Annotated in this window: 27 protein-coding genes; 14 read left to right on the top strand and 13 right to left on the bottom strand. The window is 43.1% G+C overall.

The features are described 5' to 3' along the window. Positions 1–2: 2 nt before the first annotated feature. The 3 genes from AB4133_RS01970 to AB4133_RS01960 form a co-directional block, all read right to left on the bottom strand. Positions 3–188 carry a hypothetical protein gene (locus AB4133_RS01970; protein ID WP_372223864.1) on the bottom strand — a complete coding sequence of 62 codons (186 nt, stop codon included), beginning with the start codon at positions 186–188 and terminating at the stop codon, positions 3–5. Positions 189–382: 194 nt separating this feature from the next. After that, positions 383–1,465, bottom strand: coding sequence for an L-dopachrome tautomerase-related protein (locus AB4133_RS01965; protein WP_102490407.1), 1,083 nt, complete (start codon positions 1,463–1,465; stop codon positions 383–385). 82 nt (positions 1,466–1,547) lie between these two features. Further along, the gene (locus AB4133_RS01960) at positions 1,548–1,838 is read right to left on the bottom strand and encodes a putative quinol monooxygenase (RefSeq protein WP_102322248.1); all 291 of its coding nucleotides are present in this window, start codon (positions 1,836–1,838) and stop codon (positions 1,548–1,550) included. 216 nt (positions 1,839–2,054) lie between these two features. Here AB4133_RS01960 and AB4133_RS01955 point away from each other — a divergent pair, with 216 nt between their 5' ends. Continuing rightward, entirely contained in the window at positions 2,055–2,978 is a 924-nt protein-coding gene (locus AB4133_RS01955; RefSeq protein WP_102543268.1) for a LysR family transcriptional regulator, read from the top strand. A 60-nt stretch (positions 2,979–3,038) separates the two neighbouring features. Here AB4133_RS01955 and AB4133_RS01950 read toward each other — a convergent pair whose 3' ends face one another. The 3 genes from AB4133_RS01950 to AB4133_RS01940 form a co-directional block, all read right to left on the bottom strand. After that, positions 3,039–3,818, bottom strand: a complete 780-nt coding sequence (locus AB4133_RS01950; RefSeq protein ID WP_372223863.1) for a glycine betaine ABC transporter substrate-binding protein — start codon at positions 3,816–3,818, stop codon at positions 3,039–3,041. Positions 3,819–3,862: 44 nt separating this feature from the next. Next, the gene (locus tag AB4133_RS01945) at positions 3,863–4,603 is read right to left on the bottom strand and encodes a sulfite exporter TauE/SafE family protein (protein ID WP_055026565.1); all 741 of its coding nucleotides are present in this window, start codon (positions 4,601–4,603) and stop codon (positions 3,863–3,865) included. A gap of 98 nt (positions 4,604–4,701) precedes the next feature. Further along, positions 4,702–4,992 carry a putative quinol monooxygenase gene (locus tag AB4133_RS01940; protein ID WP_102475384.1) on the bottom strand — a complete coding sequence of 97 codons (291 nt, stop codon included), beginning with the start codon at positions 4,990–4,992 and terminating at the stop codon, positions 4,702–4,704. A gap of 299 nt (positions 4,993–5,291) precedes the next feature. On the opposite strand from AB4133_RS01940, the gene AB4133_RS01935 reads away from it, so the two are divergent. From AB4133_RS01935 to AB4133_RS01925, 3 genes are all read left to right on the top strand, one after another. Next, the gene (locus tag AB4133_RS01935; protein WP_055023927.1) at positions 5,292–6,320 is read left to right on the top strand and encodes a radical SAM protein; all 1,029 of its coding nucleotides are present in this window, start codon (positions 5,292–5,294) and stop codon (positions 6,318–6,320) included. Between the two features lie 17 nt (positions 6,321–6,337). Next, a complete protein-coding gene (locus AB4133_RS01930) occupies positions 6,338–6,895 on the top strand; it encodes a DUF1349 domain-containing protein (RefSeq protein WP_241903042.1) in 558 nt (185 codons plus the stop codon). 368 nt (positions 6,896–7,263) lie between these two features. Further along, the gene (locus AB4133_RS01925) at positions 7,264–8,130 is read left to right on the top strand and encodes an abortive infection family protein (RefSeq protein ID WP_372223861.1); all 867 of its coding nucleotides are present in this window, start codon (positions 7,264–7,266) and stop codon (positions 8,128–8,130) included. 120 nt (positions 8,131–8,250) lie between these two features. Here the strand turns inward: AB4133_RS01925 and AB4133_RS01920 are convergent, their stop codons facing one another. Together AB4133_RS01920 and AB4133_RS01915 are read right to left on the bottom strand one after the other, a co-directional pair. Continuing rightward, positions 8,251–8,799 (bottom strand): DUF1349 domain-containing protein, encoded by a 549-nt coding sequence (locus tag AB4133_RS01920; protein WP_136974665.1) that lies wholly within the window; start codon positions 8,797–8,799, stop codon positions 8,251–8,253. Between the two features lie 16 nt (positions 8,800–8,815). Then, complete coding sequence (locus AB4133_RS01915) at positions 8,816–9,205, bottom strand: hypothetical protein (RefSeq protein WP_170962819.1); 390 nt, start codon at positions 9,203–9,205, stop codon at positions 8,816–8,818. Between AB4133_RS01915 and AB4133_RS01910 the strand changes: the two genes are divergently transcribed. Then, positions 9,148–9,831 (top strand): sulfite exporter TauE/SafE family protein, encoded by a 684-nt coding sequence (locus AB4133_RS01910; RefSeq protein WP_372123962.1) that lies wholly within the window; start codon positions 9,148–9,150, stop codon positions 9,829–9,831. The genes AB4133_RS01915 and AB4133_RS01910 overlap by 58 nt on opposite strands. 14 nt (positions 9,832–9,845) lie before the next feature. Here AB4133_RS01910 and AB4133_RS01905 read toward each other — a convergent pair whose 3' ends face one another. Further along, on the bottom strand, positions 9,846–10,763 hold the full coding sequence (locus AB4133_RS01905) for a LysR substrate-binding domain-containing protein (RefSeq protein WP_372123960.1): 918 nt from the start codon (positions 10,761–10,763) through the stop codon (positions 9,846–9,848). A 377-nt stretch (positions 10,764–11,140) separates the two neighbouring features. Between AB4133_RS01905 and AB4133_RS01900 the strand changes: the two genes are divergently transcribed. Beyond that, positions 11,141–11,431: a putative quinol monooxygenase gene (locus AB4133_RS01900; protein ID WP_136974669.1), complete on the top strand. Its 291-nt coding sequence runs from the start codon at positions 11,141–11,143 to the stop codon at positions 11,429–11,431. Position 11,432: 1 nt separating this feature from the next. Next, complete coding sequence (locus AB4133_RS01895; protein ID WP_136974670.1) at positions 11,433–12,089, top strand: nitroreductase family protein; 657 nt, start codon at positions 11,433–11,435, stop codon at positions 12,087–12,089. Between the two features lie 255 nt (positions 12,090–12,344). Here the strand turns inward: AB4133_RS01895 and AB4133_RS01890 are convergent, their stop codons facing one another. Continuing rightward, a complete protein-coding gene (locus AB4133_RS01890; RefSeq protein ID WP_029236549.1) occupies positions 12,345–13,178 on the bottom strand; it encodes a RecX family transcriptional regulator in 834 nt (277 codons plus the stop codon). A gap of 204 nt (positions 13,179–13,382) precedes the next feature. Beyond that, positions 13,383–14,987 (bottom strand): mechanosensitive ion channel family protein, encoded by a 1,605-nt coding sequence (locus AB4133_RS01885; protein WP_372223859.1) that lies wholly within the window; start codon positions 14,985–14,987, stop codon positions 13,383–13,385. Positions 14,988–15,238: 251 nt separating this feature from the next. Between AB4133_RS01885 and AB4133_RS01880 the strand changes: the two genes are divergently transcribed. The 4 genes from AB4133_RS01880 to AB4133_RS01865 all read left to right on the top strand — a co-directional run bounded on the left by AB4133_RS01880 (position 15,239) and on the right by AB4133_RS01865 (position 19,892). Continuing rightward, positions 15,239–15,487, top strand: coding sequence for a hypothetical protein (locus AB4133_RS01880; RefSeq protein WP_017062732.1), 249 nt, complete (start codon positions 15,239–15,241; stop codon positions 15,485–15,487). Positions 15,488–16,408: 921 nt separating this feature from the next. Then, positions 16,409–18,472, top strand: a complete 2,064-nt coding sequence (locus AB4133_RS01875; RefSeq protein ID WP_372223866.1) for a protein-disulfide reductase DsbD family protein — start codon at positions 16,409–16,411, stop codon at positions 18,470–18,472. Positions 18,473–18,475: 3 nt separating this feature from the next. Next, positions 18,476–19,045: a protein disulfide oxidoreductase gene (locus AB4133_RS01870; protein WP_372223858.1), complete on the top strand. Its 570-nt coding sequence runs from the start codon at positions 18,476–18,478 to the stop codon at positions 19,043–19,045. Positions 19,046–19,172: 127 nt separating this feature from the next. Beyond that, a complete protein-coding gene (locus tag AB4133_RS01865; RefSeq protein WP_372163795.1) occupies positions 19,173–19,892 on the top strand; it encodes a DsbA family protein in 720 nt (239 codons plus the stop codon). Positions 19,893–20,206: 314 nt separating this feature from the next. Here AB4133_RS01865 and AB4133_RS01860 read toward each other — a convergent pair whose 3' ends face one another. Further along, positions 20,207–21,220, bottom strand: coding sequence for a succinylglutamate desuccinylase/aspartoacylase family protein (locus AB4133_RS01860; RefSeq protein ID WP_372223857.1), 1,014 nt, complete (start codon positions 21,218–21,220; stop codon positions 20,207–20,209). 376 nt (positions 21,221–21,596) lie between these two features. Here AB4133_RS01860 and AB4133_RS01855 point away from each other — a divergent pair, with 376 nt between their 5' ends. From AB4133_RS01855 to AB4133_RS01845, 3 genes are all read left to right on the top strand, one after another. Continuing rightward, positions 21,597–22,595, top strand: coding sequence for a porin (locus AB4133_RS01855; RefSeq protein ID WP_102321347.1), 999 nt, complete (start codon positions 21,597–21,599; stop codon positions 22,593–22,595). A 155-nt stretch (positions 22,596–22,750) separates the two neighbouring features. Next, positions 22,751–23,641, top strand: a complete 891-nt coding sequence (locus AB4133_RS01850; RefSeq protein WP_017062738.1) for a DMT family transporter — start codon at positions 22,751–22,753, stop codon at positions 23,639–23,641. A gap of 68 nt (positions 23,642–23,709) precedes the next feature. Then, positions 23,710–24,327: a glutaredoxin domain-containing protein gene (locus AB4133_RS01845; RefSeq protein ID WP_017064328.1), complete on the top strand. Its 618-nt coding sequence runs from the start codon at positions 23,710–23,712 to the stop codon at positions 24,325–24,327. 153 nt (positions 24,328–24,480) lie between these two features. On the opposite strand, the gene AB4133_RS01840 is transcribed toward AB4133_RS01845, so the two are convergent. Continuing rightward, a complete protein-coding gene (locus tag AB4133_RS01840) occupies positions 24,481–24,615 on the bottom strand; it encodes a hypothetical protein (RefSeq protein ID WP_010431176.1) in 135 nt (44 codons plus the stop codon). Between the last annotated feature and the right edge of the window lie 72 nt (positions 24,616–24,687).

The following is a 24,687-nucleotide window of genomic DNA, read 5'->3' as shown; positions in this document are numbered from 1 at the left end:
TATCAGTTGACCACTACAGTTGATGCTTCTTCGTAAGAAAGGTGATCTGGAAAAGTTATAAAGCGATCTTCATGACCAACCACTTCCTGAGCTAACATACCATCAGTACTGCCTCCGCCTCTGGCCACATCGTTGATACCTTGATTGATCGCGACAGTGTCCCAAGTCGGAAAAAACAGACCAACCACGCGGTTCCAACCTGAAGATGTGTAACCTTGCTACCGTCAGCAATCACATCACCTCCGCCAACAGCAGATGAGGCAAATTCAGACATCTGGATAAGGTCTCGACTCGGTTTTATCGTGAATTTTTCATGATGGGCTCGCTATTGAATTGAAAAAGAAGGACAGGAGAGAATGACTCCCGCCATAAAGACCATCAATTAGTTAAGTTTGATTCGAAGCACATGGTATGGCTTGGTTGAACCTTCTTCGCCTTCGTTGAAAGCAGGGTGGAAGTGAAGAGAGTTTTGAGTGACGTACAAGTAATCACCCTGGATAGAGAAACCATCTGCCCATGACAATAACTTGTCATCTTGTGCAAAGATTTTGTAGCCGTCTTTATTCACCACACCAACAGCATTTTTCTCAATATCACCGACATAGATATCACCGTTATCAGCGATAATCATGCCATCACTTGGACGTTTTTCACTGAAAAATTCAATCTGCTCGGCCAATGCATCTTCACTAAGCGCTGTGTTAGCAAGAGCAGCGGCAGGAATACGGTAGATAGCACTACCATTGACTGTACCAAAATATAGCCATTCATTATTTGCATCAATAGTGATTGGATTCACACCAAGATAAAGCGCATCAACGCTACCATCTTCACGCTTTGTCGCCATACGAGAACTATCAATCACAACTTCATGCTCAGGTGAAAGCAGTGCTTTATTTGATTGCAAAACGCGGCGAGATTTACCTGTATTTAAATCTACAATAACAAAGGCAGGCGCAGCTTCGCCATACAGATTACCTAAACTCGTATCGGCAATGTACATCTGGTTACGCAGTGTATCTAATGCAAAATCCTGTAAAAAAGAGTTACCGACCTGTACGTCTTTTCCAATTTCAATGCGTTTAAATAGCTTATCGTTGACGGTATCCCATGCAACAATTTGCGAAGGCGAAGTTTCACTGCCCATATCTAACACCCACACAACACCATCATCGGTACTATCAATACCGATTACTGAAGCCAAACCAACCTCACCTTTATCTGGACCATCTGCCCAGTCTTGGGTTGGAAATGCTTTGGTTGAGCCATCCTTCATCAATTCAACAACACGAAGTTCAGGTGCATCAAGGGGTTGCATAGAAAGGAAAGTACGCCCCTGCTTCGTTACTGTAATGTTCCCTGGTCGTGTGCCATCAAGCTTGGCAACCACTTCGATATCAGCCGCTTGCGCTGTGTTAACTATCATCGCAGTCGCAAGTGTTAGTAAGATTTTGATATTTTTCATGTCGAGCCTCATTGGTGTTCTTTGATGCCCTAACCGTTTTAGTCAGGGCATAGTGCTATAACAAGCTTGTTTTATTTTGTCGTTACGCGATCTTAGTCATTTCGTTGACTGTGAAGCTTGCGACAGAGCCTTCCGTTGCTGTCATGTAGTCCGCAAGGTGCTGGTTGCCCATATGAGCCTGCCAAAGTTCACGTGATACCCAGTTTTCATAAAAAGTAAAATGCGCTGGGTTGTCGTTGTCTTGATGAAGGTCATAGTTGATGCAACCTTCTTCAGCACGAGTTATCTCGATAAGTTTTAGTAGCTCAGCTTTCACAAGTTCAATTTTGTCGTCATTGGCTTTGATGTTTGCAACAATCGTTAATGTAGTCATAGGAGTTTCCTTCGTTCTGAGTTAGTGCCGTGCTTAGCGCACTGCGTTGTTGGTATGGAGGTATAATAGTGCGAACATTGCCAATGAAAAACAGCCTATCAATTGAATAATTACCAATTAAAATTTGATAATAATCTTTTAATATTTCATGTGGTGCGATATAAAGGGATAGTCATTTTCAGATTTTGTTAACACACTGATTAAAAGGTAACGGTTATGCTCTTAGAGGATTTTCAGGTCATTTTAAAAGTCGCAGAGTTTCGCAGCATCACTGCTGCTGCGACAAATCTGGATATGCGCACGGCAACGGCAAGTGCGGCGGTGAAACGTGTTGAGGCATCATTAGGGGCTGAATTATTTGTACGAACGACTCGTCATTTACGCTTATCTTCTGCCGGCGAGCGTTATTTGCCTCAGTGTGAAGAGGCGTTGCAGATGCTTGAAAAAGCCAAAATGAACATGCGTGAAGAGCTAGGGATTATTGATGGAGAGATCCGCATCGCCCTTTCGTCTGATTTGGGCCGAAATGTGGTCACACCTTGGCTTGATGAATTTTTGTTGGACTACCCAGACGTTTCACTTCGCTCCAGTATCAGTGACAGCAACATCGATTTTTATCGAGATTCTGTTGATATGGCGCTGCGCTATGGCTCACCAACCGATGCGAGTATGTACGGTTTTAAAATTTGTGATGTGCCAAGGCTGTTGTGCGCCAGCCCGGAGTATTTAGCAAAATACGGTACTCCATCCGAGCCAGATGATCTGCTTGAACATAATGCCCTGTTTTACCAGTTACATGATATTTTGCAAAATGAGTGGTTGTTTAATGATGGAAAAGAGGACATTAGGGTAAAACTGAAAGGTAACAGAGCATCTAATGATGGCGATCTCGTTCGGCGCTGGTGTGTGGCGGGGAAAGGGGTAGCAATCAAGTCTTGCCTCGATATGGCCGATGACTTGCTAACAGGGAAAGTGGTCAATGTAATGGCAGACTATAAACCGACTTCCACTGAGCTTTGGTTAATATGCCCAAGCCGACAATCTATTACCCCAACCGTCCGCCTATTAAGGGATATGCTTAGAGAAAAGACCGAACAGATTCTAATCCAAATGAAGGACAAAGGGATTCTATTGGGTTAACTGTTGAGGTTGTGAGGGCGTGGAAATTGCCAGCCCTCAGTAAAGCGGTGATGGTCTTAACTACTGATGGTTGTCCAACCACTCACGAGTCACATCATCAACCGCTAATCCCGCACGGCAAACCTTGTAATCCAATTCTGCGATGATTTCATTTGAAAAGCGCAATTGATCTAGCTGTGCCAACTGTACTGGGGTAAATACGATTGATCTTTCTTGTCGAAGTAATAATATGGCGCGATCAACGCTACCCAATAATCCTTTGGGCTCTTTTAATTCACGGATAGTAAATAGGTGGTGCAAGAACTGTGGTTTCCACAATGGCACAATAACCCACTCATTATTTTCAACCGCACGTTCGTAGGCACCAAAGCAATCCTCTTCTGAACCAGAGTGAAAATGATAACCCACATCGCTTAATCCATATTGGTCCATCATTTCAATAGAGAATCGGGTAATGCCAGCACCTGGGTTAATACCTTGAATGTGTTTGTTGGTGCGCTTAACGACTTCTGGTTTTAATAGGTCACTGATTTGTGAAACAACCTCTTCAGGTACATAATCGGGCACCCCCCATAGAGCGTACGGTTTATAGTGCAAACCTAACTCTAACAAAGGCTCTACCGTTTCAACATCGGATTTATAGATACCGTGGCTTGAAGGTAACCAGGCCGAAGAGAGCATGTCGATACGGCCCGCTTTTAGATTTTGGAAATTTTCTTGATGTGGTGCGTAGACACGTTCCACCTGAAAACCCATATCAGTTAAGACATGGCTAACTATCGATGCAGTAACGCGATGAAAAGATAAATCGGTAACCCCGAGATTGATAATGTTAGACATAACGTGACCTTATGATAAAAGAAAAAGAGGTTTTAAAATCGCATTTAAAGTGCCGTGAGGCCGGAATAGAGCATCTTTGTTCCCGTAAGAAACAGAACGCTATAACTTATCTTGTAAATCAACTCTTGAGAGATGATATTCACCATCCACACACCGGCTCTAACCCCTAAAAACGCAATCGGCACCAAAACTAACGAGGTCATCAAGTTTTGCATATCGAGCAGCCCCATATAGCTGTATGGGATCAACTTAATAAAATTAAGCACCGTGAAAAATACTACGCTGGTGCCGATTAATTGTTCTTTCGGCAGATTTTTTGGCAGTAGATGCATGCTTGCAGGCGGGCCACCGGCATGGGCAATTGTACTGGAAAACCCAGACAACATACTTAAGGCATAGCCCTTTATCGGGTGGCTAAATTGAACCTGCTTTAGCAGAAACTTTTGTGTTAAAAAGACCAAAGCCAGCCCCCCAATGATAAGTTCAACTACAGATGTTGACAGACTACCCATAAAATAAGCAGCACTCATCACCCCCAAAATAGCGAAGGGCATCATACTTTTTAGCTCGACGTAATTGCAGTTCTTGCGGTGGTAAAACAGCGCCATTAAATCCATACCACACAATAATGGTAATAAAATCGCAGCGGCTTGAACTGGCGATACGCTCATCGCCATCAAAGGTACCGATAGCATCCCCAAAATACCGCCGACCCCTCCCTTGCCCATGCCATAGAAAAAAACGGCAGGTATCGCTGCAACATAAAACCAAAGGTCTGTGATCATGATATGTAAACCAAGAAAATACGTAGATGAAAACAAGTGTATTTGAGCAAAAAACTTTTAAAGCCATTGACTCAAATAAGGGGGAATACAAAGTTGGCTTAAGCGATTTGGGTCATTTCGTTTACAACGAAGCTAGCCACACAGCCTTCAGTTGCTGCCATATAATCGGCAAGGTGTTGATTACCCATATGTGCTTGCCAAAGTTCACGTGATACCCAGTTTTCGTAGAAAGTGAAGTGTGCTGGGTTTTCGTTGTCTTGGTGGAGGTCATAGTTGATGCAACCGTCTTCGGCACGAGTGACGTCGATTAATTTCAACAGCTCTGCTTTTACCAGTTCGATTTTGTCTTCATTGGCCACGATGTTTGCAACGATAGTTAGCTTAGTCATAGTGTGTTCCTTTGTATGGAGTTGAAGCAGCTGATGGTGTGCTGCGTTGTTGGTTTGGGTGTATATTACGGTGATTATTGCAAAGTAAAAACAGTCTAAAAATTGATTTATTATCAAATTTAGTTTGAGAATTGATTTTTAAGTCTGACCATAAAGAGGGAATTAGATCGCGTTGTGTGGTGATGTGTACGGTGTTTGTCTATTTATTTTTGATAATAATTCAAATAATGCCGCGTTTTTACCGTGTAAAATTTGCCGTAGGATGGCCAAATCAATTTCAATTCATTGGATAAATAGCCATGTCACAGATACATTTTCAACAGGGCCCAATACGCCCACCATCAGAAGCAGACAGTTTGCTTATCAGAACCACACAAGGGTGCCCGTGGAATAAATGTAAGTTCTGCACCCTTTTTGAAGGCATGGAGTTCTCTATTCGTCCGGTTGAAGATATTAAGCGTGATATCTGGGCGGCGAGGGCGTTTTATAAAAACAGAACCTTTGATAGCTGTTTTTTGCAAGATGGCGACTCATTCGCCATGGAAACCCAAGACTTACTTGACGTGCTCAATACACTGAAAGAGGCTTTTCCGGAGCTTAAACAGATCAGCTCTTATGGCCGGGCGCAGACCATGACTAAAAAATCGCCAGCGGAGATGAAAGCAATCTGCGATGCTGGGCTAAACATGCTTTACTGCGGTATGGAGTCGGGATCTATCGAGGTTCTAAAACTGATGAAAAAGGGGATCACCCCGAAATCAATCTTGAAGTCAGCCGAATATGCCAAGCAAGCGGGTATGAAAATGATGACCTTCATTATCCTTGGCTTAGGTGGAAAAGAACTGTCAGAGCAACATATCGCAGCAACGGCCGAGCTACTGAATCAAATCAACCCAGACGAAATTCGCATACTCTCGCTGGCGGTTAAATCGGGAACTGAATTGGATGAGTTAGTACAAAACGGCCAATTTACACCACTAACAGAGCGAGAGATGCTTGAAGAACAATATCAGCTTATCAGCAAGCTAGACGGCATAACGGGTAATTATGGCAACTTCCATGGCATCAATGTATTGACGGAACTTAATGGACAATTACCACAAGATAAAGAGACATTTTTGCGCACCATTGAGCACTTTATGATGATGAGTGAAAACGACCAGAATAACTTTGTTTTAGGTCGCCGCATGCACTATTACGCCACACTGAGTGATATGCGTAATCAGCTTATGTATGACAGCGTACAAAAAGAACTAGACCGAATTAAGCTGCAAAATCTTGGCAATCTTGACGATATTTTCTATCAACTCCGCCAGCGTATGATCTAATAGTAAGGAACAGCGCAATGATAAACAATCTAGATAATTGGACGATTCAAAATGAAAACCCAGAGCACTGGTCGTTTAAAAATGAAGTGCTTACAATGCAAGTTCAAGAGGGCAATATCTTTGGTGCTGGCGCTAATGATGTAAAAAACATCTTTATTTATCCGGTAGACAAGCCAGAATACAGCGCGGAGGTGACGATTAATCTAGATCCGAACCTCAGTTTCGAGCAGGCTGGACTAGGGATTTACTGGGACAATGATAACTATATAAAAATCAGTAAAGAGATGTTTATGGGTGCGCGATCGCTGGTGTTTGTTGTAGAACAAAATGGTCAGCCTGATATTAAACATCGCTTATTATTCGGTGAGTCGTCAGTATCGGTAAAGCTTGAAAGAAGCGACACTAAAGTTCGCGCTTATTATCGAACGCAAGATAACGACACATGGCAGTCAATTATAAGCACTGCCGCACTATCAGGGCACGAGCAAGGCGTTATGCTTTACACCTTTAGCGGCAGAATCACTGTGCCCAACTTTGCTGAATTTAGTGAGTTTGAGCTAACTGATTTGAACTAATGTGCATCCCGCATAAGATGAACTGGCCTGCTCCATTAATAAAGATTGAGTGGGTTAGTTAAGTGACGTTGCCATACTTTTAATGATCCATGTGTTGCTGAATTAGCAATTTCGCTAAAACGGAATTGTCCAGAACCTTGCTGGCGGGACGATGTAACTCAGAAATGCCCCATTGCTTGCCAGTAACGTTCAACTTCACAAATCACAGTGTGGTGGTTTGACCTACTTTTTCTTGTCTGTGTAATGTCTGTTAATCTGGGTGCCTTACCATTTAAGTACTAACGGTACAATAACTTAACCACGGTAGTTGGCGCTGCCCAGCACTTCACGCGCCGTTTGCTGGTAATAATAAGGATTTAAGAGGCTATATGAAAAGAAGCATTCCCGCAACAGTAATAGCGGTTTTATCAAACAATTTAGCTGCGCTTGAAACCCATGCAAGTCTAGATAATCTTTTTCTGTATGCTGATGCACCAGGAGAACCACCTGAAGGTTCAAAACCTGTCAAAGTGCAAGCGTGGCTAAGGCTCATTAATAAAGAGTCAGATGACCCGCTAAAGGTTCTTGGTAAGCTAATTGAGACGTTCATGGAGTTGCCAGAGCAAGAAGAGGAAGATGTTTTATTGTGGGGAACTAACGTTACCAATCACAAAAAAGAATTCAAAGGAAAGCTCGAATCAATTCTTTCACAGTGCAATCTGACTTACATCGCTGGCGGTCTTGTATCTGATGGTAGTTCTGCTCCGAGTCGCTCGTTATCAGATTTAATTAAAGGTAGAGACATTCCCTCGATTGAAGCCGAATTTACAAGGGCACTAGCAAACGTAAACTCTGAACCTAGAGAATCAGTATCAGCAGCATGTAACATTTTGGAATCAATATTTAAGGTATACATTGCGGACGAACAATTAGACAAACCCCAGAAGCAAGACTTACAAAATGTTTGGAAGGTTGTGCGTGGCGACTTAGGTTTTGACCCTAAGTTAGTTCAGGACGACGATCTCAAAAAGGTACTATCGGGAATCCTATCGATTGTTGATGGTATTGGTGCTTTCCGTACACATGCTAGCTCCGCGCACGGTGAGGGACGTATTATGTATAAATTAAAGCCTCGTCATGCTCGATTAGCAGTTCATTCAGCCCATACAATAGCAATGTTCGTGCTTGAGACTTGGGACGAAAAACGTGAGTCAGCGAGACAACAAACGACTATGACAGATACTTGCTGGGAATGATCATGGCAAACACACTCTTGCCCCAATGTGTGTTTCGACCCCGCTAAGCGCTATCGGTTAACATGACTTTTTCAAGAATAAAACTATTACCAAAAGCCAATTGTTATACACCAGGTTGACTCAGCTCATTAGTTGAAATTCACTAAATTTAGCAAAATTCGGTGTGTTTGAACTTCCACTGAAGGTATAAAGCATCACTCCTTTTGCTAGTCCATTTAATGTCTTCGCAGATCCAATGACATGCCAAGACTGCTTTTGATTGCCTCCCAAGTAGGCTGTGATAGTACCCTCATTGTTTTCTAATCTAACTGAGGCTGTCGCGCCTTCAAATGAGCAGCGCTGTTTGATCTCAGGCCGACCATTTTGCTCTATAACAAACACAATCGAAAGCTCGCCCATGAACATTTCTTTGCTAATTTTGATGTAGTTGTTGTTGTCCCAGTAAATGCCTAAGCCAGCTTGTTCAAATGGCAAGGTTGGCTCTAAGGTGATGGTGACTTCTGCGCTATAATTGGGCTGAGATACGGGGTGGATGAATATGTTATCCACGTCACTTGAACCCGCGCCAAAAATATTGCCCTCTTGCACTTGCATCGACAACTGCCCATTTTCAAATGACCAATGGCTTGGGTTCTCATTTTGTATGTACCAGTCGTTTAAATTCTTCATCTCGGACTCCTTGGGTCTAAATCATGCGTTGGCGAAGGCTATAAAAAATATCTTCAAGGTCACCAAGTTTTTGCTGCTCTATGCGCTTTAGCTGTTGCTGCACCGTGTCATACATAAGCGTATTGTTCATGTCATTCAGTGTTGCATAGTGGTGGGTGCGACGGCCTAAAATAAAGTTATTTTGCTCGTTTTCTTTCATCATCATGAAATGATCAATGGTACGCAAAAATGTCTCTTTATCTTGTGGTAATTGTCCATTAAGTTCCGTCAATACATTGATGCCATGGAAGTTGCCATAATTACCCGTTATGCCGTCTAGCTGCGATACCTGCTGTGTTCTTTTATGGGATGGGAAAAGGCGGTGTTGGAGGAATTTTGGGTATGCTCTCGGTGCCACTAATGGCAATGAGTGTTTCGCCTGTCCAAGCTGCTGCTATTTTATTGCCACTTTTATGTGGAATGGATCTAATGGCGCTGTTTTATCATCGTAAAAATTGCAATTATGCCGAACTCAAAGTCATGATGCCTTTTGCGGTATTAGGGGTTATGGCCGCTTCTTACTTCATGGGCAGTCTTCCGACACACATTGTTGAACTAATGATTGGTGGATTGGCGCTGACTTTTCTGGGGCAAAAGTTATTGTTGAAGCAATCAGGTTCACCTAACCGAATCAAAGGCTATGCATTAAACCTATTATCAGGTTTTTCGAGTACGATAGCTCATGCTGGGGGGCCGCCAGCAAGCATGTATTTGCTACCCAAGAAACTGCCTAAAGAGCAACTTATCGGCACCAGCGTTGTGTTTTTCGCTGGGCTTAATTTTGTTAAGATAGTCCCATACAGTTATATGGGACAGCTTGATACACAAAACTTGATGACCTCACTCGTACTTGTACCTATTGCATTTCTGGGGGTGAGAACCGGTGTTTGGTTGGTTAACATCATCACTCAAGAGCTGATTTACAAAATCAGCTATAGCGTATTATTCATTACGGCTATAAAAATGTTGTACTCTGGAGTCACCACGCTATAAGTCATCGGCAGTATCTATAGCACTCCTTTTTCTGCTAATTGCTCAAGTATCACGTTAGTTTTCTCTCTAAAGAAATCTCTTAACAGCCGAACCGTTGGTGTGATGGACTGACGGCTCGGGCAAACCAACCAGAGTTCAGTCGGCGTTGGTTTGTACTCTTTCATAATACTCACCACTCGACCTGCTAAAAGGTCATCAGACATATCAAGGCACGATTTGATTGCCACCCCTTTACCAGCAACACACCAACGCCTCACCAGATCGCCATCATTCGAAGCTCTATTGCCTTTCAGTTTTACCTTATGAGTCGTATCCTCATGACTGAATAACCACTCATTTTGCAACACATCATGCAATTGATAAAACAACGCATTGTGCTCAAGTAGATCGTTCGGCTGAGTGGGTGCTTGATTTTCCGCTAAATAGCTAGGGCTTGCACACAGCACTCTCGGTACATCACAGATTTTAAAGCCATACATATTGGCATCGGTTGGTGAGCCATAGCGCAGAGCCATGTCGACAGAATCACGGTAGAAATCAATATTGCTATCGCTAATACTTGAACGCAGTGAGACATTCGGGTACTGCAATAAAAACTCATCTAACCAAGGAGTAATAAGGTTACGTCCCAAATCAGACGATAGCGCGATACGAATTTCACCATCAATAATGCCCAAGTCTTCATGCATATTCATTTTGGCCCGCTCAAGCATCTTTAGCGCTTCTTCACACTGAGGTAAATAACGCTCACCAGCAGAGGACAATCGCAAGTGACGGGTTGTACGGACAAAAAGCTCCGCGCCCAGTGATGCCTCAACGCGCTTTACCGCTGCACTGGCTGTGGCGGTACGCATATCTAAATTGGTTGCCGCTGCGGTGATGCTGCGAAACTCCGCAACTTTCAAAATAACCTGTAAATCTTCTAAGAGCATGATGAGACCTTCATTCGAAAAAGGGGCAGCAGTAAATGCTACGTTGCTGCTATTTATAAAGCAGTCTTAACAACAGAACAATACATATTCAATTTATTTTTGATAATAATTCAAATTAAAGCCTGTTTTTAATTTTTAATAACTCGCCTACCATAATCTCATTCGAACGACCCCGAATAAACACAAGACCAAGCGCATAACGTTTATGATTATCAAGTTATTTTAGATAATGTTTAAAAAATAATTAGATAATCAATGACAATTCTTTGTCTACACTGATTGGTATTGCCAGTGCTTACAGCAACCCACATCAATAAGGTATTGTTTTTTTAGGGTTATTATTGTTGTTAACAAGTAGAGAGATAAAGGAAATAAAGATGACTAAATTGACTATTGTTGCAAATATTGTTGCGAACGAAGATAAAGTTGAACTGGTTAAAGCAGAGCTATTAAAGTTGATTGATATCACGCGTGCTGAAGAAGGCTGCATTAACTACGACCTTCATCAAGATAACGAAAACCCAGCACATTTTATGTTCTACGAGAACTGGCAATCTCGCGAACTGTGGCAAGCACATATGGGTAATACACATTTAGCTGAATACATGGCTGCAACAGAAGAAGCGGTAGCAAGCTTTACCTTGAACGAAATGACACAGGTCGCATGATATGACGCACCAAATAATTAAAGATCTGGAGCAACGTTATACTGCTAAACGATACGATGCGACTAAGCGTATTCCACAAGAAGACTTAAGTGTGATTTATCAGGCTATTCGTCTATCAGCGTCTTCAATTAACTCTCAACCATGGAAGTTCATAATAATTGAAAGCAATGAAGCCAAAGAACGAATGAACAAAACTTTCAAGAACAAACACCAGTTTAATCAGCCACACATTAATGCAGCATCACATATTATTTTATTTGCTCACAATACTCGCTATACGCGTGCAGACTATGAAAAAGTTGTCGATAAAAGCATTAAAGACGGTAGATTAGATCCTGCAAATCGTGAACAAGCATTTGGTGGGTTTGCATTTGCCGAGTTAAACACGAGTGAATCAGGTGATACAACTGCATGGACAAAAGCCCAAACCTACCTTGCATTAGGTAATACTCTACATACTTTGGCACGATTAAATATCGATTCCACAACGATGGAAGGTGTTGATTCAGATCTAATTGGTGAAGAGTTTGAAGAGGAACTTGGTGGCTATCAATGCGACGTTGCTTTGGCGATGGGCTATCATCATAAAGATGAAGATTACAATGCAAATTTACCAAAGTCGCGCTTAGACCTTGATACTGTTTTGACGGTTTTGTGAACCTAATGACCTATCCTGAAATGGACTGACACTTGTCAATTTTAACGCTTGATGTCGTTTATCGAGCGTTATTTGAAGAAGTATGTGGTCTAAGTTTATTGTTGTGGGTAGGTGAATTGAGCCATTACATTAGCGACTTTGCAATACCCTAAATAATCCGTTAAACGCTAATTTACCAATCTATATAGCTCACTTATGTCCAATAGTTACTTAGGACAAACCAACATACTACAATAGGAAATTTTTCCGGCTTAGTTATTCGTTATCTTCACTCAATGCAAATTTGATCTCGTCAGAAGAGAACCCCTTTCGACTTAGCATCGCGTAAGCCTTAGAGCGTTCTTTATGATCGTTTAGGTCATAAGGCTTCTTCTGCAACTGTTCTATACACGAAGAATAGAAATCTAGCTGCTCTTCATTAATCAATCGGTCGATGAGCGATGACAGTTCACTTGTGTCAATTTGTCGTTGTCTAAGTTCTTGCTGAATGGCAGTCAGTCCCTTGCCTTTACGAGCGTACTTGAGCACCTCTTTTTCCAAGTCGGCTTTCTCGGCCTTAATTTGAATGTTACTTTTCAGTTGATGCGCTTGTGGGTGCTGGTCAATCGCTACCTTAACTTGTTGATAGCTAAAGCCACGCTTTTGCAGTGTCGCAACCAGCTTTTCACGGCTCATGGTAAAGCTTGAATAGTAGTGGTTGATTCGGTCTATCAAGATGGTTTGTTCATCAATAGACTTTTCGAACGACACTTTATGGATTGCATCAGAAATCACTGAATCGGTCAGCCCCTTCTTCTTCAGTTTTTCGACAATGTATCGAGAACCGAATTCACCAGAGAAAGCTTGTTCCACGAATTGTTCTGCAAACACTTGGTCAGACTTGAGATACCCGAAGCCTTTCAAAGTATTCAACGTTTCATCGATCCATTCTTGATTGTCGGTTTTCACTTTGAGCTTCGCCACTAACTCGCTTTCCGTCATGTCTCTCTGAGTTAAATGCCACATCGCAGAGTTCATAACACTTTCAATTCGCGTCGCTTTTCTTACCGTTGTATTTCTAGTATTCGTTTTTTGCTGTGAATCGTCCATTCGATTTCAACTTTCCAGATTAAGCCTACCCCATCATAACGTAATTCTAAGGTGGTTGAGTGACATAAAAGAATGAAGCTCAACATAAGCGGCAGCCAATAAAAATGGACGCTTGTTCAGCGTCCATTTGATATCACATTAAGAATGATGGCTCTAAGCCATGCTTAGCTTTTTCGTAATAGCTTTTCATACTAGATCTTTCGTTTAGTTCTCTTCGTGATTGTAAATATGTACATCTCGTTGAGGGAATGGAATCGTGATGCCTTCTTCATCGAAGCGTTTCTTTACGGTTTCCGTTACATCCCAGTACACATCCCAATAGTCATCAGTCTTAACCCAAGGTCGAACTACGAAATCAACAGAAGACGTATTCAAGGTATGAAGCTTGATCATATGCTCTGGTTTTTTCAACACTAGAGGGTGTGCAAGAATGATGTCGTTCAATACCGCTTTCGCTTTATCGATATCATCTGAATAACCAATACCGAAAACCATATCAACACGTCTTACACGTTCTGCCGTGATGTTGTTAATAACGTCACCCCAGATCTTGTTGTTCGGAATAACCAAACGTTGGTTGTCAATGGTTTGGACGGTTGTTGATACTAAGCTCATGTCTTTTACTGTGCCTTGCACGCCAGCAACTTTAACCATGTCACCCACATCATAAGGGCGGTAGATCAAGATCATCAAACCTGACGCAAAGTTAGACAGCGTATCTTGCAATGCAAAACCAATGATAACACCCGCAACACCGAAACCCGTTAATAGTGGTGCTAGCTCAATCCCTATTTGAGACAGGGCAATCAGCAAACCTATAAACACGACTGCTTTAGATGCGATGGATACAAAGAAATCCTGCATCAGTACGCTGAAGTCCATTTTAGAGTGCGAGACACTCTTACGAACGGTCTTGCGAGCGACGTTAGCAATAAGGCGAGTTATATACAAAATACCGAGAAACAGAGCGAGTTTAACGATAAAAGAAGGGGTATTTTCGAAAGCCCATGAGCTGAACGAACGTAGCCAACCATCGAGCAGCTCCAGTGCAACATCAACATCCAACACATCGGCGTTAATGTCACCTGTCGTCGCTAGCAAAACACGTTTGTACGAAGTCACATCCACGCCAAACGGTTCCATTAGCGTGATGGTTTCTTCTAAGCTCGCGACCATAACGCTAGTACGCTCGCTGAAACGCTCAAGCTCCTTTTTAATCGTCGCTTTCTCTTCTTCATTCACAAAAGACAAACGCGCTTCTAGATCTTGTCGCTGTGTGTCTGTGTAAAGAATGGCATTAGTCAGGTATTTAGAACGAGAAATTAACGCCGTTTTAAGTTCACCTTTAGGAACAGCAACATCAACACCACGCTCTTTCGACCAATTTAAGGTCTTAGCAAGCTGCTGATAATAGACATCCATCATTCCGATTCGTTTTTGAATACGCAACTCAAGGCGTTTTTTAGCGTCACCCTCAGCGGAACGGTTTTCTTTACTCATTGAAACGATTTTAGTTTCATTCAACGACAGCAATTTTTGTAGCAGTTCGACCTGCTGAGCAAGAGTGACATCCAGCCCCTCTTTTTTATCTGACGATAGCTGTGAAAAAATCTCTTCGCGTAGGCCCTGGTTCTTACGCCTTAAGATATCTTCAAGAAAGGGTTTTTCAGCATCATGCGCCGTTTCTAATGTTGCTAGATCGAGCATTAACTGATCTTGTACTTCTGCGATTTTCTCAACGCTCTGCGCATAACTTCCAAATGCGACAAACGCCAACATTAACAATAGACAACGCCAAACCTTCATCATATTAATTCCTATCACTGTCTAAATTGACCCTATAAATAGTAGTAAAAAGAATATGGATAACAAGCATTTAAACGTATGTTATGTTAAAAATTCGCAAATTATCAGCCTGCTTCTAATATTTGAGAGTTCCAATCCCCTCTTATGACCTGTAGAGTACGCATCCAACAAAGAACAACAGCCAATATCTTCATTCGAGCACAGCACTAAAGCGCCCTAAATACGATGTTGGCTCACAGCAAGAGAGCATAAAAATGAACAACGAACTTGATATTATTGAGTCTCTAGAAGAACTAGAGCAATTCCTAATTTCAGTGGAAGCTGGCGGTTTAGGCCTTGAAGGCGTTGAAGGTGTAGGCATGGCAACCAATAATTCAGATGGTCGTCACTTCGTTGCTGTATTCAATAGCAGCCATAAAGTTCTGCTTGCTCGCTGGATCACCAAAGAGGTGTTTGATAACGGTAAAGACTTGGTACGTAACGGCCCTCGCCGCACTCACTAAGCCTTTCCAATAGCACCAATGATTAAAGCCCAACACGTTCACTGACGATCTGTTGGGCTTTTTTGTATCGCCTGTCCCGTCCTGATAGTTAATAAACCACTCAATACAGAATAATTAGCGATAACTTTCAGTTGTTGTGAACTTTAGCTACAGCTCAATGTCGTATTCGCGTGAATTGGTGTTTATGCGTCTTTTATCGTGTATCTGCCGTTTCCCGCATTTATACATAGTTTCACTTTAACCATTTTATGACTTGTGGCACGAAGAGAACTTATCTAAGCTAACCACAATTCAATGAGCTTGCTTTAACGACTAACAGATTTGATTACTGACTAATTTGCTGAACACATCGCTACTTTTCTTATCCACACAGAACCGCCGACAAAAGCATTCGCTTTGGGCGCTCTTCCTTACCGGACTGGTTATCGTAACTTGTCTGGCGAGCACTCTGGCCGTCAAGAAAGTATCGTTATCTGCATCCGCTAATGGCCAATCAGTCCTAGTTGGCACACAAACTCATACAGAAACCAGTAATCCCCAAACCAACATCGCTTCTTCAGAAAAAATGGCTGCTCTATACGCCAGCGTTTTCGGCTTAGAAGCCTCAAAAATGTTAACGTCCCCCAATTCAAATTCATGCAGCCTAAGTTCGAAAATGCTGACCTTTGCCGCCCCAAAAACCGGCTGGCTGATCCCATTCGTACTTATTATTGCTGTTGCGTTTAACTTACCTCCTCACATCTCGAGATTATCTAGAGACAATCATCGCTCTACTCGACCGACAAAACACCGATTGCATCTAAAGCACTGTATATTTAGAGAGTAAATAACCGGGCTACTACACCCTTTTATTTATTTTTTGGAGATACATTTGTGTACAACACACTACTAACTAAGTTTGTCGATTCATTGGCATTCTCTATGCGTACATGCGCGAAAACCTTAGTCACTGCCCTTTTGGTTATGACGTCATTTACCGCCTTGGCACAGACAACGGGCTGGCTTAGTGTGCCTGAGCATCCGCCTGTTAAAATGCGAATGATGTCGACGGGTGAACAGTCGGATGACGGCTCTAAGATCCAAACCGTGCTCGATGTCGTGCTCGACGGCGACTGGAAAACCTATTGGCGCAGCCCAGGCGAAGGTGGCATTCCGCCAAGCTGGGACTGGTCTGGTTCAACAAACATTGAGTCAGTAGAGTGGCACTGGCCGATACCTAAATACTACGAGCAGCTTGACGTCATGACGTTAGGCTACAAAAAACATGTCAGCTTTCCTGTCACTTTATCCCTGAAAGACAACACGAAGCCTGCGATATTCAGGGCATCGTTTACCTTTCCGTCGTGTACCAATATCTGTGTGTTAACCGATTACGATATCGAACTGCCGATTGACCCACAAACTTTAGCGCTCGATGAAGAAGCGATGTTCTTGTTCAACCAAGGCATGAGCCAATCTCCACGAGAAGCTAATCGCACTTCAGTCAATGGTCTATTTTGGGACAAGAGCAAGCAGCAACTGGTTACTCAGCTGACAAGTAAAAATGGCTGGGATAAGCCGATGGTGTTGATTGACGGGCAAGAAGTGATTGATGACTTCTTCTTTCAACCAAGCGTCCACATCACAGACAATACAATGACGGCCGTATTTGATGTGAGCAACTGGATAGGTGAAGTCGACTTAACGGACCGTAACGTGAGTGTCACCGTTTCAGACACTAATTTCGCCGAAGAGATGACGGCCAAAGTTGGCTCAGAACCGATCGCTTACCAAACAAGCAACAACGGCTTTTTGGCGATGATAGGCTTCGCTTTAATTGGTGGTTTGATCCTCAACATCATGCCATGTGTGTTGCCAGTCTTAGGAATGAAATTAAACAGCATCATTCAAAACCAAGGTGCATCTAATCGTCATATTCGACTCTCATTCTTAGCTTCTGCTTCAGGTGTCATTACATCATTTGCGCTGTTAGCCCTAGGTATGACCGCTCTAAAAATGGGTGGTAATGCCATTGGCTGGGGAATCCAGTTCCAAAATGTTTGGTTCATCGGGTTCATGCTGAGCATCACTTTGCTGTTTTCGATTAACCTGCTTGGGTTATTCGAATTCAGACTACCATCAGGTTTAAACACCTGGATGGCAACCAAAGGCGATGACTCACATTCAGGCCACTTTGTTCAAGGCATGTTTGCAACGCTGTTAGCAACGCCGTGTAGCGCGCCATTCCTAGGAACCGCTGTCGCGTATGCACTTGGAGCAAGCTACCAAGAGTTATGGGCTATCTTCATCACGCTTGGTATCGGTATGAGTGCGCCTTGGTTGATCTTTGCGCTATTCCCAAGCCTAACCAAATTGCTTCCAAAGCCTGGGGCGTGGATGTTCAAAGTTAAGCTGGTATTTGGCTTAATGATGTTCATTACCAGCCTATGGCTAACAAGCCTCCTTAGCCCATTCATTGGTAAATTCCCAACTATCCTGCTGTCGCTATTTATCGTGATTTCAGTATTGATTTGGATTGGCCGTAAGTTGGGTCGCAAGGTGCTTATTCCTATCGTCGCAACCACAACCTTGGTGTTTGGTGCTGCATTGATCGTCGGTAGTGTCACCGCTGATAACTGGGCGACTCCGATTGTTGACGATCTCGCTTGGCAAAAGCTGGATGCGAAGCAAATCCCTCAGCTCGTTGATGAAGGCAAAACGGTGTTTGTTGATGTGACTGCTGATTGGTGTATCACTTGTAAAGCCAACAAGATCGGCGTCATCCTTCAAGACCCTGTCTACAGTCACCTACAGCAAGAAGACATTGTTTTGATGAAAGGTGATTGGACAACACCAAGTGAAAGTGTCACTCAATACTTACAAAGTAATGGGCGATTTGGTGTGCCATTTAATATCGTCTACGGCCCGAGCTATAAAAGCGGTATTCCACTGCCTGTCATTCTCAACAGTGACACTGTCGTTCAAGCCATCGACGCTGCGAGATAACTGATGAAGACTCCCAACAATGAAGATAAATCTAGCACGATTGAAGACGACGCTGTAAAGGGTGAGGCCAAAAAGCCAAGTCGTCTTAAGAAGTGGGGAAAGGAACTGGTTTCAATGATATTGATCGTTGGCGTGGTTTCATTTGCCATGGACTTTTATCACAGCAGAAGCATGCCTCAGGGCGACGCGATTCCACTTGTGGGTCAATCGCTCCAAGGCGAAGATATTGATGTTATCGAGCTAAGCAAAAATGGTAAGCCAGTCATTGTCTATTTTTGGGCGACTTGGTGTGGCGCCTGCAAATTTGTAAGCCCAACCGTCAATAGCTTCAGTGATTCCCATCAGGTGGTTTCGGTCGCTCTATCGTCTGGTCCAGACGAGCGTGTTCAGCGCTACTTAGAGGCGCAAGAGTATGACTTCCCTGTGATCAATGATCTTTCTGGAGCTATCAGCAGAAGTTGGGGCGTTAATGTCACTCCAAGCATCGTCATCATCAAAGATGGAAAGATTAGCAGTATCGCAACAGGCATTACTTCCCCGATAGGGCTTTGGTTAAGAACCTACTTTGCCTAACTCGCTTACAAAGAAAAACAGAGCAAAGCAAGGTGAATAACTCGATTTAGCCCGTTTAACGAACAGAATTTCCGTGAGCGCGACCCAATGAGCGCTCACGATTATCACGAATTAGAGAAAAGACAATATGAAAAAGCATCTGATAAGCGCACTGATTTTAGGCTCATTAATGAGTACTAATGCCTTCGCAGAATTAAACAAAGAACAAACTCAACAACTTGAAGAAATTAATCAATTCCTGAAGGAAAACCCATCGACGATCTCTGGATTGCATACCAGTTTAGAGCAGTACGTAGCAGGTCAAGAGCAAGCGAAGAAAGCCCAAGCGGAAAGCCATGATTGGTTATACAACAATGACGCTCACCCGATCCTTGGCAATCCAGATGGTAAATCGGTCATCATTAACTTTACCGACTATAACTGCCCTTACTGTAAGCGCTTGGAAAAAGGCTTGGTTCAATTAGCCTCTGAAAACAGCGACATTAAAGTGATCAACGTGTACTTATCGTTTAAGCAACAACAAGTTGCGGGGCTAGACACCAACGCGGCGCTATACGCGATGAAAGTATGGAAAGATAACCCAGAAGCATTACCTGAAGTTGATAGATTGCTGATGGCGAAAAGCGGTATTCACTCGAAAAGCTCACTAGAAGCCGTTGCCAAGAAGACGGGAACAGAGGCGGAACTAAAAACAACTCAAGAACAAAACCAGGTTCTAACCACTAACCATCAAACGTTCAGTGCACTCGGCTTAACGGGCACTCCAACCATGATGATGAACGGAAATGTTTTACCAGGATATGTGCCTTATGACCGATTAAAAGAGATCGTGGACGACGCTTTTTAATCGAGTGTAGATAGAGATAAAGATTCAAAAGAGAAGTAATAAAAAGCCGACTCGCGTAACTCGCAGTCGGGTTTTTGATGAGTTTAAGATAATGTTTTCAATATTATTTTTGAAATAGAAAAGCAGTCGAAGTGTCACTATCTTGCAATGGATTCTTAATCTAGCCTCGCTACTCTAAAAGCAGTTCTCTCGATGAGTCCAAGACGTGCTTACTCTAGACAACTGTCCTTTGACCGAGCCTAGCTCGGTCTTTTTTTACGTGTTTTAGATAACAACACAGTGCATTAACACGGAAACGTCCAACCGACTGAGCCTTAACTCAGCAAGCGACAAACAAGCGCGCCCGGCTCCCTTAATGCATCCACGTTATAGCTGAGTACACGACCAGAAGATGGTGCGTGATAACGACGACATTCATTACCGAACGCATCATATTGGATGGCGAGCAGATCATCTTGTTCGACACTTTGCAAAAGCTCGACCTGAGGCAGTACAAAGCCACCTATGTCGGCGCGGATAGACACGACGTTGTTGCCTTCTATCCAGTCCATACTTGGCAGCTGATTTGCCTCAAACGGGCTTTCACCGTCAAGCATCTCGTAGTAAGACAGCATATTAAAAACACCGTCCACGGCTCGTTGAATCATGTCAGGCTGAGTAAACTTACCCATCCCCACTTCCACCGTAATACTCGGAATTCCACTTCGATTCCAAACCGTTTCGAGAATACCTGGGTCGCCGGGATCATTGAGAACACAATCTGGCGTCATCAACCTTGCCATTTCAAGGCATTGTTCAATTCGGTAGTCAGCAAAAACATAAAGTGGGTAGACCGCGCCACGAGTTTGGGTATGCAGGTCAACGGCGAATGTCGCATTGTGTTTGAGTAAGCGATCCCACAAAGACGCAACAAAGCGTTCCGCAGCTAGGCCATTCGCATCACCCGGAAAGAGTCGATTAAGGTTGGCAGGGCAAGAGCCCGGATCCGAAGAGATAAAATCGCGGCTGTGGTTAAGCAAACCCGACAAATTCACAGTAGGCACTATCGTGACCGTGCCTTTGAGCGTTTTACCGACTAAGTCTCTGATAATTTGCTGAGCAGCCAACACACCGTTGAGCTCATCACCGTGAATACCAGCGGTGATCATCAACTTAGGACCTGCTTGACTGCCTTTGAAAACAGAAACCGGCATGTTCTTGGGTTGCCCTAGCCCATCACTGGTTACTTGAAACCAAAACTGGTGCTCTCCAACGGGTAGGTCTTCAACATTCAAGGAGCCAATAACCTGCCTACCTTGTAAAACATCGCCTAAGTACTCTGTTTTCATCCAACGTCTCCATATTGTTGAGCAGAATCTATTCTCTTCTAAGTTTTTGCATCATAGAGGATATCCTTACCAGTACAAGCAGTTAATCAGATTAACAAGCTCTCAGCGCAGCCAAAATTCACCACCATCGACATACGTGATTCCAAGGTAAAACTTGCTAATGTGACCTTTGAAATACACGCAACTTGTATAACTATTCATAGAACACTCAGTCGCATGAAATAAAAGTGCAATAAAATCAACACTTAAAAAAGTTCCCCATTCACGAAAATGTAATTTTATGGAAATGAAAGCTTAATTTATCTGCTCTAAATTAGCTTCATATCGAAACGGAGAGCACATTGCTCACGGATTTTAAAATACAAGGTAAGTGATTATGAAAAAGGCAGTTCTAGCTTCTGCAGTGGTAGCGGCACTAGTTTCAGGTTCATCTCTAGCAGCAACAGTTTACAGCTCTGATGGCACAGAACTTAAAATTGGCGGTCGTGCGGAATTCCGTGGTGATTTCATTGGTTCAGGTGGTGCTGAAATCGACGGTACGATGAAAAACAAAAGCCGTGTTCGTTTGAATGTGGGTGGTACTACAGAAATCACTAGCGACCTATCTGGTTTTGGTTTCTACGAAGCAGAACAAAGCGTGAAATCTTCTGCTGATAACAGTAAGACTGAAAACTTTAAGCAACGTTACATGTATGCAGGTTTTGAAGGTAACTTCGGCGCAGTATCAGTAGGTCGTCAAGATACAGCTGCAGCTCAAATCTCAGAAATGTCGGATGTTACTATCTACTCTGGTGACCAAAAAGCATTCATCAATGCAGGTGACGAGCAAATCAATAACACGTTTGTATACGCTTACGACGCAGACGCACTTTCTCTTAAAGCAAGTTTGATTGCTGGTGAAGACAAAGATACTGACGGTTACGGTATCTCTGGCATTTACACACTACCGATGGGCTTAGGTTTCGGTCTTGGTTACTCAGGTAACGACAACGGTACTGGTAATGGTTCAGCTACAGCATTGATTGCTGGTATTAACTACAAAATGGATGCTTTATACCTAGGTGCAACCTACACAATGGGTGACCTAGACGACAAAGCAAAAACTGAGTTCTCTGGTGTGGAAGTTGCTGCTAAATACAAGCTAACAGACCAATTTGAACTGGCAGGTTTGTACCAAAAACAAGAAAAAGACGCGACACAGAACTTAACTGTAGACACAGCTGACTTCTTTGAGCTGACTGGTACTTACAAGTTCAACAAATCTATCCGTACATACGTTGCTTACCAATTAAACAATCTAGACGACGTAAAAGTTGCAGGTTTAGAAACACAAAGTGAAGACTCTCTTCGCCTAGGTGTACGTTACGACTTCTAATCTAAATCGACTTTAGATACAGACTAAAAAGGTTGGGCAATGGCTCAACCTTTTTTCATATTCAAATATTCTGACTGACTTCATCAATGCTTTTTCTGGTTAAGTGGTGCTAAATCCGTATCATAGGTGAACCACATCAAATAATTAGAAGCATCATGTCACAACACCATCCGATCCAAGGCGCTAGCTGGATGCTAACCGCAGGCCTAGCCTTTGCCGTTATTAACAGCCTAACTCAAATTGCTAGCATTCATTTCGGACTTACTTCTACCACCGTTGCCGTCATTCAATACGCCATCGCGTTATTCGCTATTCTTCCTTACCTAAAAACGCTGGGTATTCGCCGCGCGCTAAAAACCGACAACCTCAAATTGCACGTATTCCGTGTCTTCTTGTCTGTTATTGGTATTCAACTTTGGATATGGGCACTGGCTTACCCAGTACCAATTTGGCAAGGCATTGCCCTTCTCATGACATCGCCATTGTTTGCAACCATTGGTTCAGGGCTTTTCTTAAAAGAGAAAGTTGGGGCTGCTCGCTGGGGCGCGACCTTAGCAGGCTTCGTGGGTGCGATGGTGATTCTAGAGCCGTGGGCTGAAGATTTTAACTGGGCAACGTTATTACCAGTCGGTGCCGCTTTCTTCTGGGCATGCTACTCACTGATGGTGAAAAAACTCTCTTCGCAAGACAGTCCTTCAACCATGGTGGTCTATCTTCTACTATTAATCACACCATTTAACATCCTGCTTGCTGCGCCAGATTGGCAAACGCCAAGCGGCGGTACAATCTGGGCTATATTGATTGTTATCGGTGTTATGACGGCACTCGCTCAATGGGCGATAGTAAAAGCCTACTCGGTCGCTGATGCTTCGTTTGTGCAACCTTTTGACCACGCCAAATTACCGCTAAATGTTTTAGCAGGTTGGATTGTATTTAGTTGGGTTCCACCGGGTCGTTTATGGCTAGGGGCTGCTATTATTATTGCGTCAGTTGCATTTATAACGCACTGGGAAACTAAAAAACCTTCAAAAGTGAAGAAAGTTTAAGGTTGGTGAAATAAATAGTTCGACAGTCCGTTCTATATGGATAAGAGAATTCAAACGAGGCCGTAACCATGAAGAAACCAGTCAAGATTACACTATACCGTTGGGCAGGCAGTTGGGGGCCATTTAAAGTTAATATCCCATGTGGGGAATGTACCCTTACCAAAGACATTCTTAAGGATACTTTTGAGAATGAGTTATCAGATGTCGATGTCGAACTGGAAGTGAAAGATTGGTTGTCTCACTGGTGGGAGCCTCTAAAACTTGGCTCTTGGCACGCCCCAATCCTTGTTGTTGAAGGCAAGGTTGTCAGCCAAGGTGAAGCGCTGAATCGCGGTGTGTTAATCCAATCGGTGATCAAAGAGTGGACCAAACGAGACAGCCTAAAAGGCAACATCGTTTATGGTAAGGCGACCTGCCCATTCTGTGTTAAAGCGAAGAAAATGCTGGATGAAGCGGGTGTTGAATACCAATACCACGATGTCGTAAAAGACAGCGCCGCTTTGTACCGTATGATTCCAGAGGTAAAAGCACACATTGGTGAGAAAACACCGGTCACCGTCCCGCAGATCTGGCTTGATGGTAAGTACATCGGTGGTGCCGATAACTTAGAAGCGTGGATGAAAGAGAATGGCTTAGATAGCATCCCTAATAATGTGGTCGACTTATCCAATCAATCTGCTGGCTGAGTTCATTAAAAGCCATTAGTCAGAAGCTTAATTGGTATTTTTTGTGTCCATCCACAACAAAACAAAGCGATAACTTTCACCAATCGCTAAAACGAAAAAGGCCTTAAACTTCATCGAGTTTAAGGCCTTTTAAAATTCCGTTTTTGAAAATGCTTATTTAGCCATTTTCTTCATCATTCGCTTAAAGAACGATGGTTTCTTTGGCTTTGAAGTGCCGTACAATGCTTCGTGCATCATGTTTTTTGCTGCCATTTGACCAAGGTATGCGTGGCCTAGTTCGTAATTCATGCTTATCTCCGCACATAATCAACTTTCTTTAGCGCGGATTCTACACTTAAAACGCCCAAAAACAAGATCTAA

Source organism: Vibrio sp. 10N.286.52.F8 (assembly GCF_041468745.1).
GTDB lineage: Bacteria > Pseudomonadota > Gammaproteobacteria > Enterobacterales > Vibrionaceae > Vibrio > Vibrio crassostreae_C.
The sequence above is the reverse complement of the archived record's forward strand: the minus strand, read 5'-3'. Positions and strand labels throughout refer to the sequence as shown.

What these genes read in the sequence shown, in the direction of transcription:
- AB4133_RS01965 (WP_102490407.1), bottom strand. Translation starts at nt 1,465, where the DNA reads ATGAAAAATATCAAAATCTTACTAACACTTGCGACTGCGATGATAGTT.
- AB4133_RS01960 (WP_102322248.1), bottom strand. Translation starts at nt 1,838, where the DNA reads ATGACTACATTAACGATTGTTGCAAACATCAAAGCCAATGACGACAAA.
- AB4133_RS01955 (WP_102543268.1), top strand. Translation starts at nt 2,055, where the DNA reads ATGCTCTTAGAGGATTTTCAGGTCATTTTAAAAGTCGCAGAGTTTCGC.
- AB4133_RS01950 (WP_372223863.1), bottom strand. Translation starts at nt 3,818, where the DNA reads ATGTCTAACATTATCAATCTCGGGGTTACCGATTTATCTTTTCATCGC.
- AB4133_RS01945 (WP_055026565.1), bottom strand. Translation starts at nt 4,603, where the DNA reads ATGATCACAGACCTTTGGTTTTATGTTGCAGCGATACCTGCCGTTTTT.
- AB4133_RS01940 (WP_102475384.1), bottom strand. Translation starts at nt 4,992, where the DNA reads ATGACTAAGCTAACTATCGTTGCAAACATCGTGGCCAATGAAGACAAA.
- AB4133_RS01935 (WP_055023927.1), top strand. Translation starts at nt 5,292, where the DNA reads ATGTCACAGATACATTTTCAACAGGGCCCAATACGCCCACCATCAGAA.
- AB4133_RS01930 (WP_241903042.1), top strand. Translation starts at nt 6,338, where the DNA reads ATGATAAACAATCTAGATAATTGGACGATTCAAAATGAAAACCCAGAG.
- AB4133_RS01925 (WP_372223861.1), top strand. Translation starts at nt 7,264, where the DNA reads ATGAAAAGAAGCATTCCCGCAACAGTAATAGCGGTTTTATCAAACAAT.
- AB4133_RS01920 (WP_136974665.1), bottom strand. Translation starts at nt 8,799, where the DNA reads ATGAAGAATTTAAACGACTGGTACATACAAAATGAGAACCCAAGCCAT.
- AB4133_RS01910 (WP_372123962.1), top strand. Translation starts at nt 9,148, where the DNA reads ATGGGAAAAGGCGGTGTTGGAGGAATTTTGGGTATGCTCTCGGTGCCA.
- AB4133_RS01905 (WP_372123960.1), bottom strand. Translation starts at nt 10,763, where the DNA reads ATGCTCTTAGAAGATTTACAGGTTATTTTGAAAGTTGCGGAGTTTCGC.
- AB4133_RS01900 (WP_136974669.1), top strand. Translation starts at nt 11,141, where the DNA reads ATGACTAAATTGACTATTGTTGCAAATATTGTTGCGAACGAAGATAAA.
- AB4133_RS01895 (WP_136974670.1), top strand. Translation starts at nt 11,433, where the DNA reads ATGACGCACCAAATAATTAAAGATCTGGAGCAACGTTATACTGCTAAA.
- AB4133_RS01890 (WP_029236549.1), bottom strand. Translation starts at nt 13,178, where the DNA reads ATGGACGATTCACAGCAAAAAACGAATACTAGAAATACAACGGTAAGA.
- AB4133_RS01885 (WP_372223859.1), bottom strand. Translation starts at nt 14,987, where the DNA reads ATGATGAAGGTTTGGCGTTGTCTATTGTTAATGTTGGCGTTTGTCGCA.
- AB4133_RS01880 (WP_017062732.1), top strand. Translation starts at nt 15,239, where the DNA reads ATGAACAACGAACTTGATATTATTGAGTCTCTAGAAGAACTAGAGCAA.
- AB4133_RS01875 (WP_372223866.1), top strand. Translation starts at nt 16,409, where the DNA reads ATGCGTACATGCGCGAAAACCTTAGTCACTGCCCTTTTGGTTATGACG.
- AB4133_RS01870 (WP_372223858.1), top strand. Translation starts at nt 18,476, where the DNA reads ATGAAGACTCCCAACAATGAAGATAAATCTAGCACGATTGAAGACGAC.
- AB4133_RS01865 (WP_372163795.1), top strand. Translation starts at nt 19,173, where the DNA reads ATGAAAAAGCATCTGATAAGCGCACTGATTTTAGGCTCATTAATGAGT.
- AB4133_RS01860 (WP_372223857.1), bottom strand. Translation starts at nt 21,220, where the DNA reads ATGAAAACAGAGTACTTAGGCGATGTTTTACAAGGTAGGCAGGTTATT.
- AB4133_RS01855 (WP_102321347.1), top strand. Translation starts at nt 21,597, where the DNA reads ATGAAAAAGGCAGTTCTAGCTTCTGCAGTGGTAGCGGCACTAGTTTCA.
- AB4133_RS01850 (WP_017062738.1), top strand. Translation starts at nt 22,751, where the DNA reads ATGTCACAACACCATCCGATCCAAGGCGCTAGCTGGATGCTAACCGCA.
- AB4133_RS01845 (WP_017064328.1), top strand. Translation starts at nt 23,710, where the DNA reads ATGAAGAAACCAGTCAAGATTACACTATACCGTTGGGCAGGCAGTTGG.
- AB4133_RS01840 (WP_010431176.1), bottom strand. Translation starts at nt 24,615, where the DNA reads ATGAATTACGAACTAGGCCACGCATACCTTGGTCAAATGGCAGCAAAA.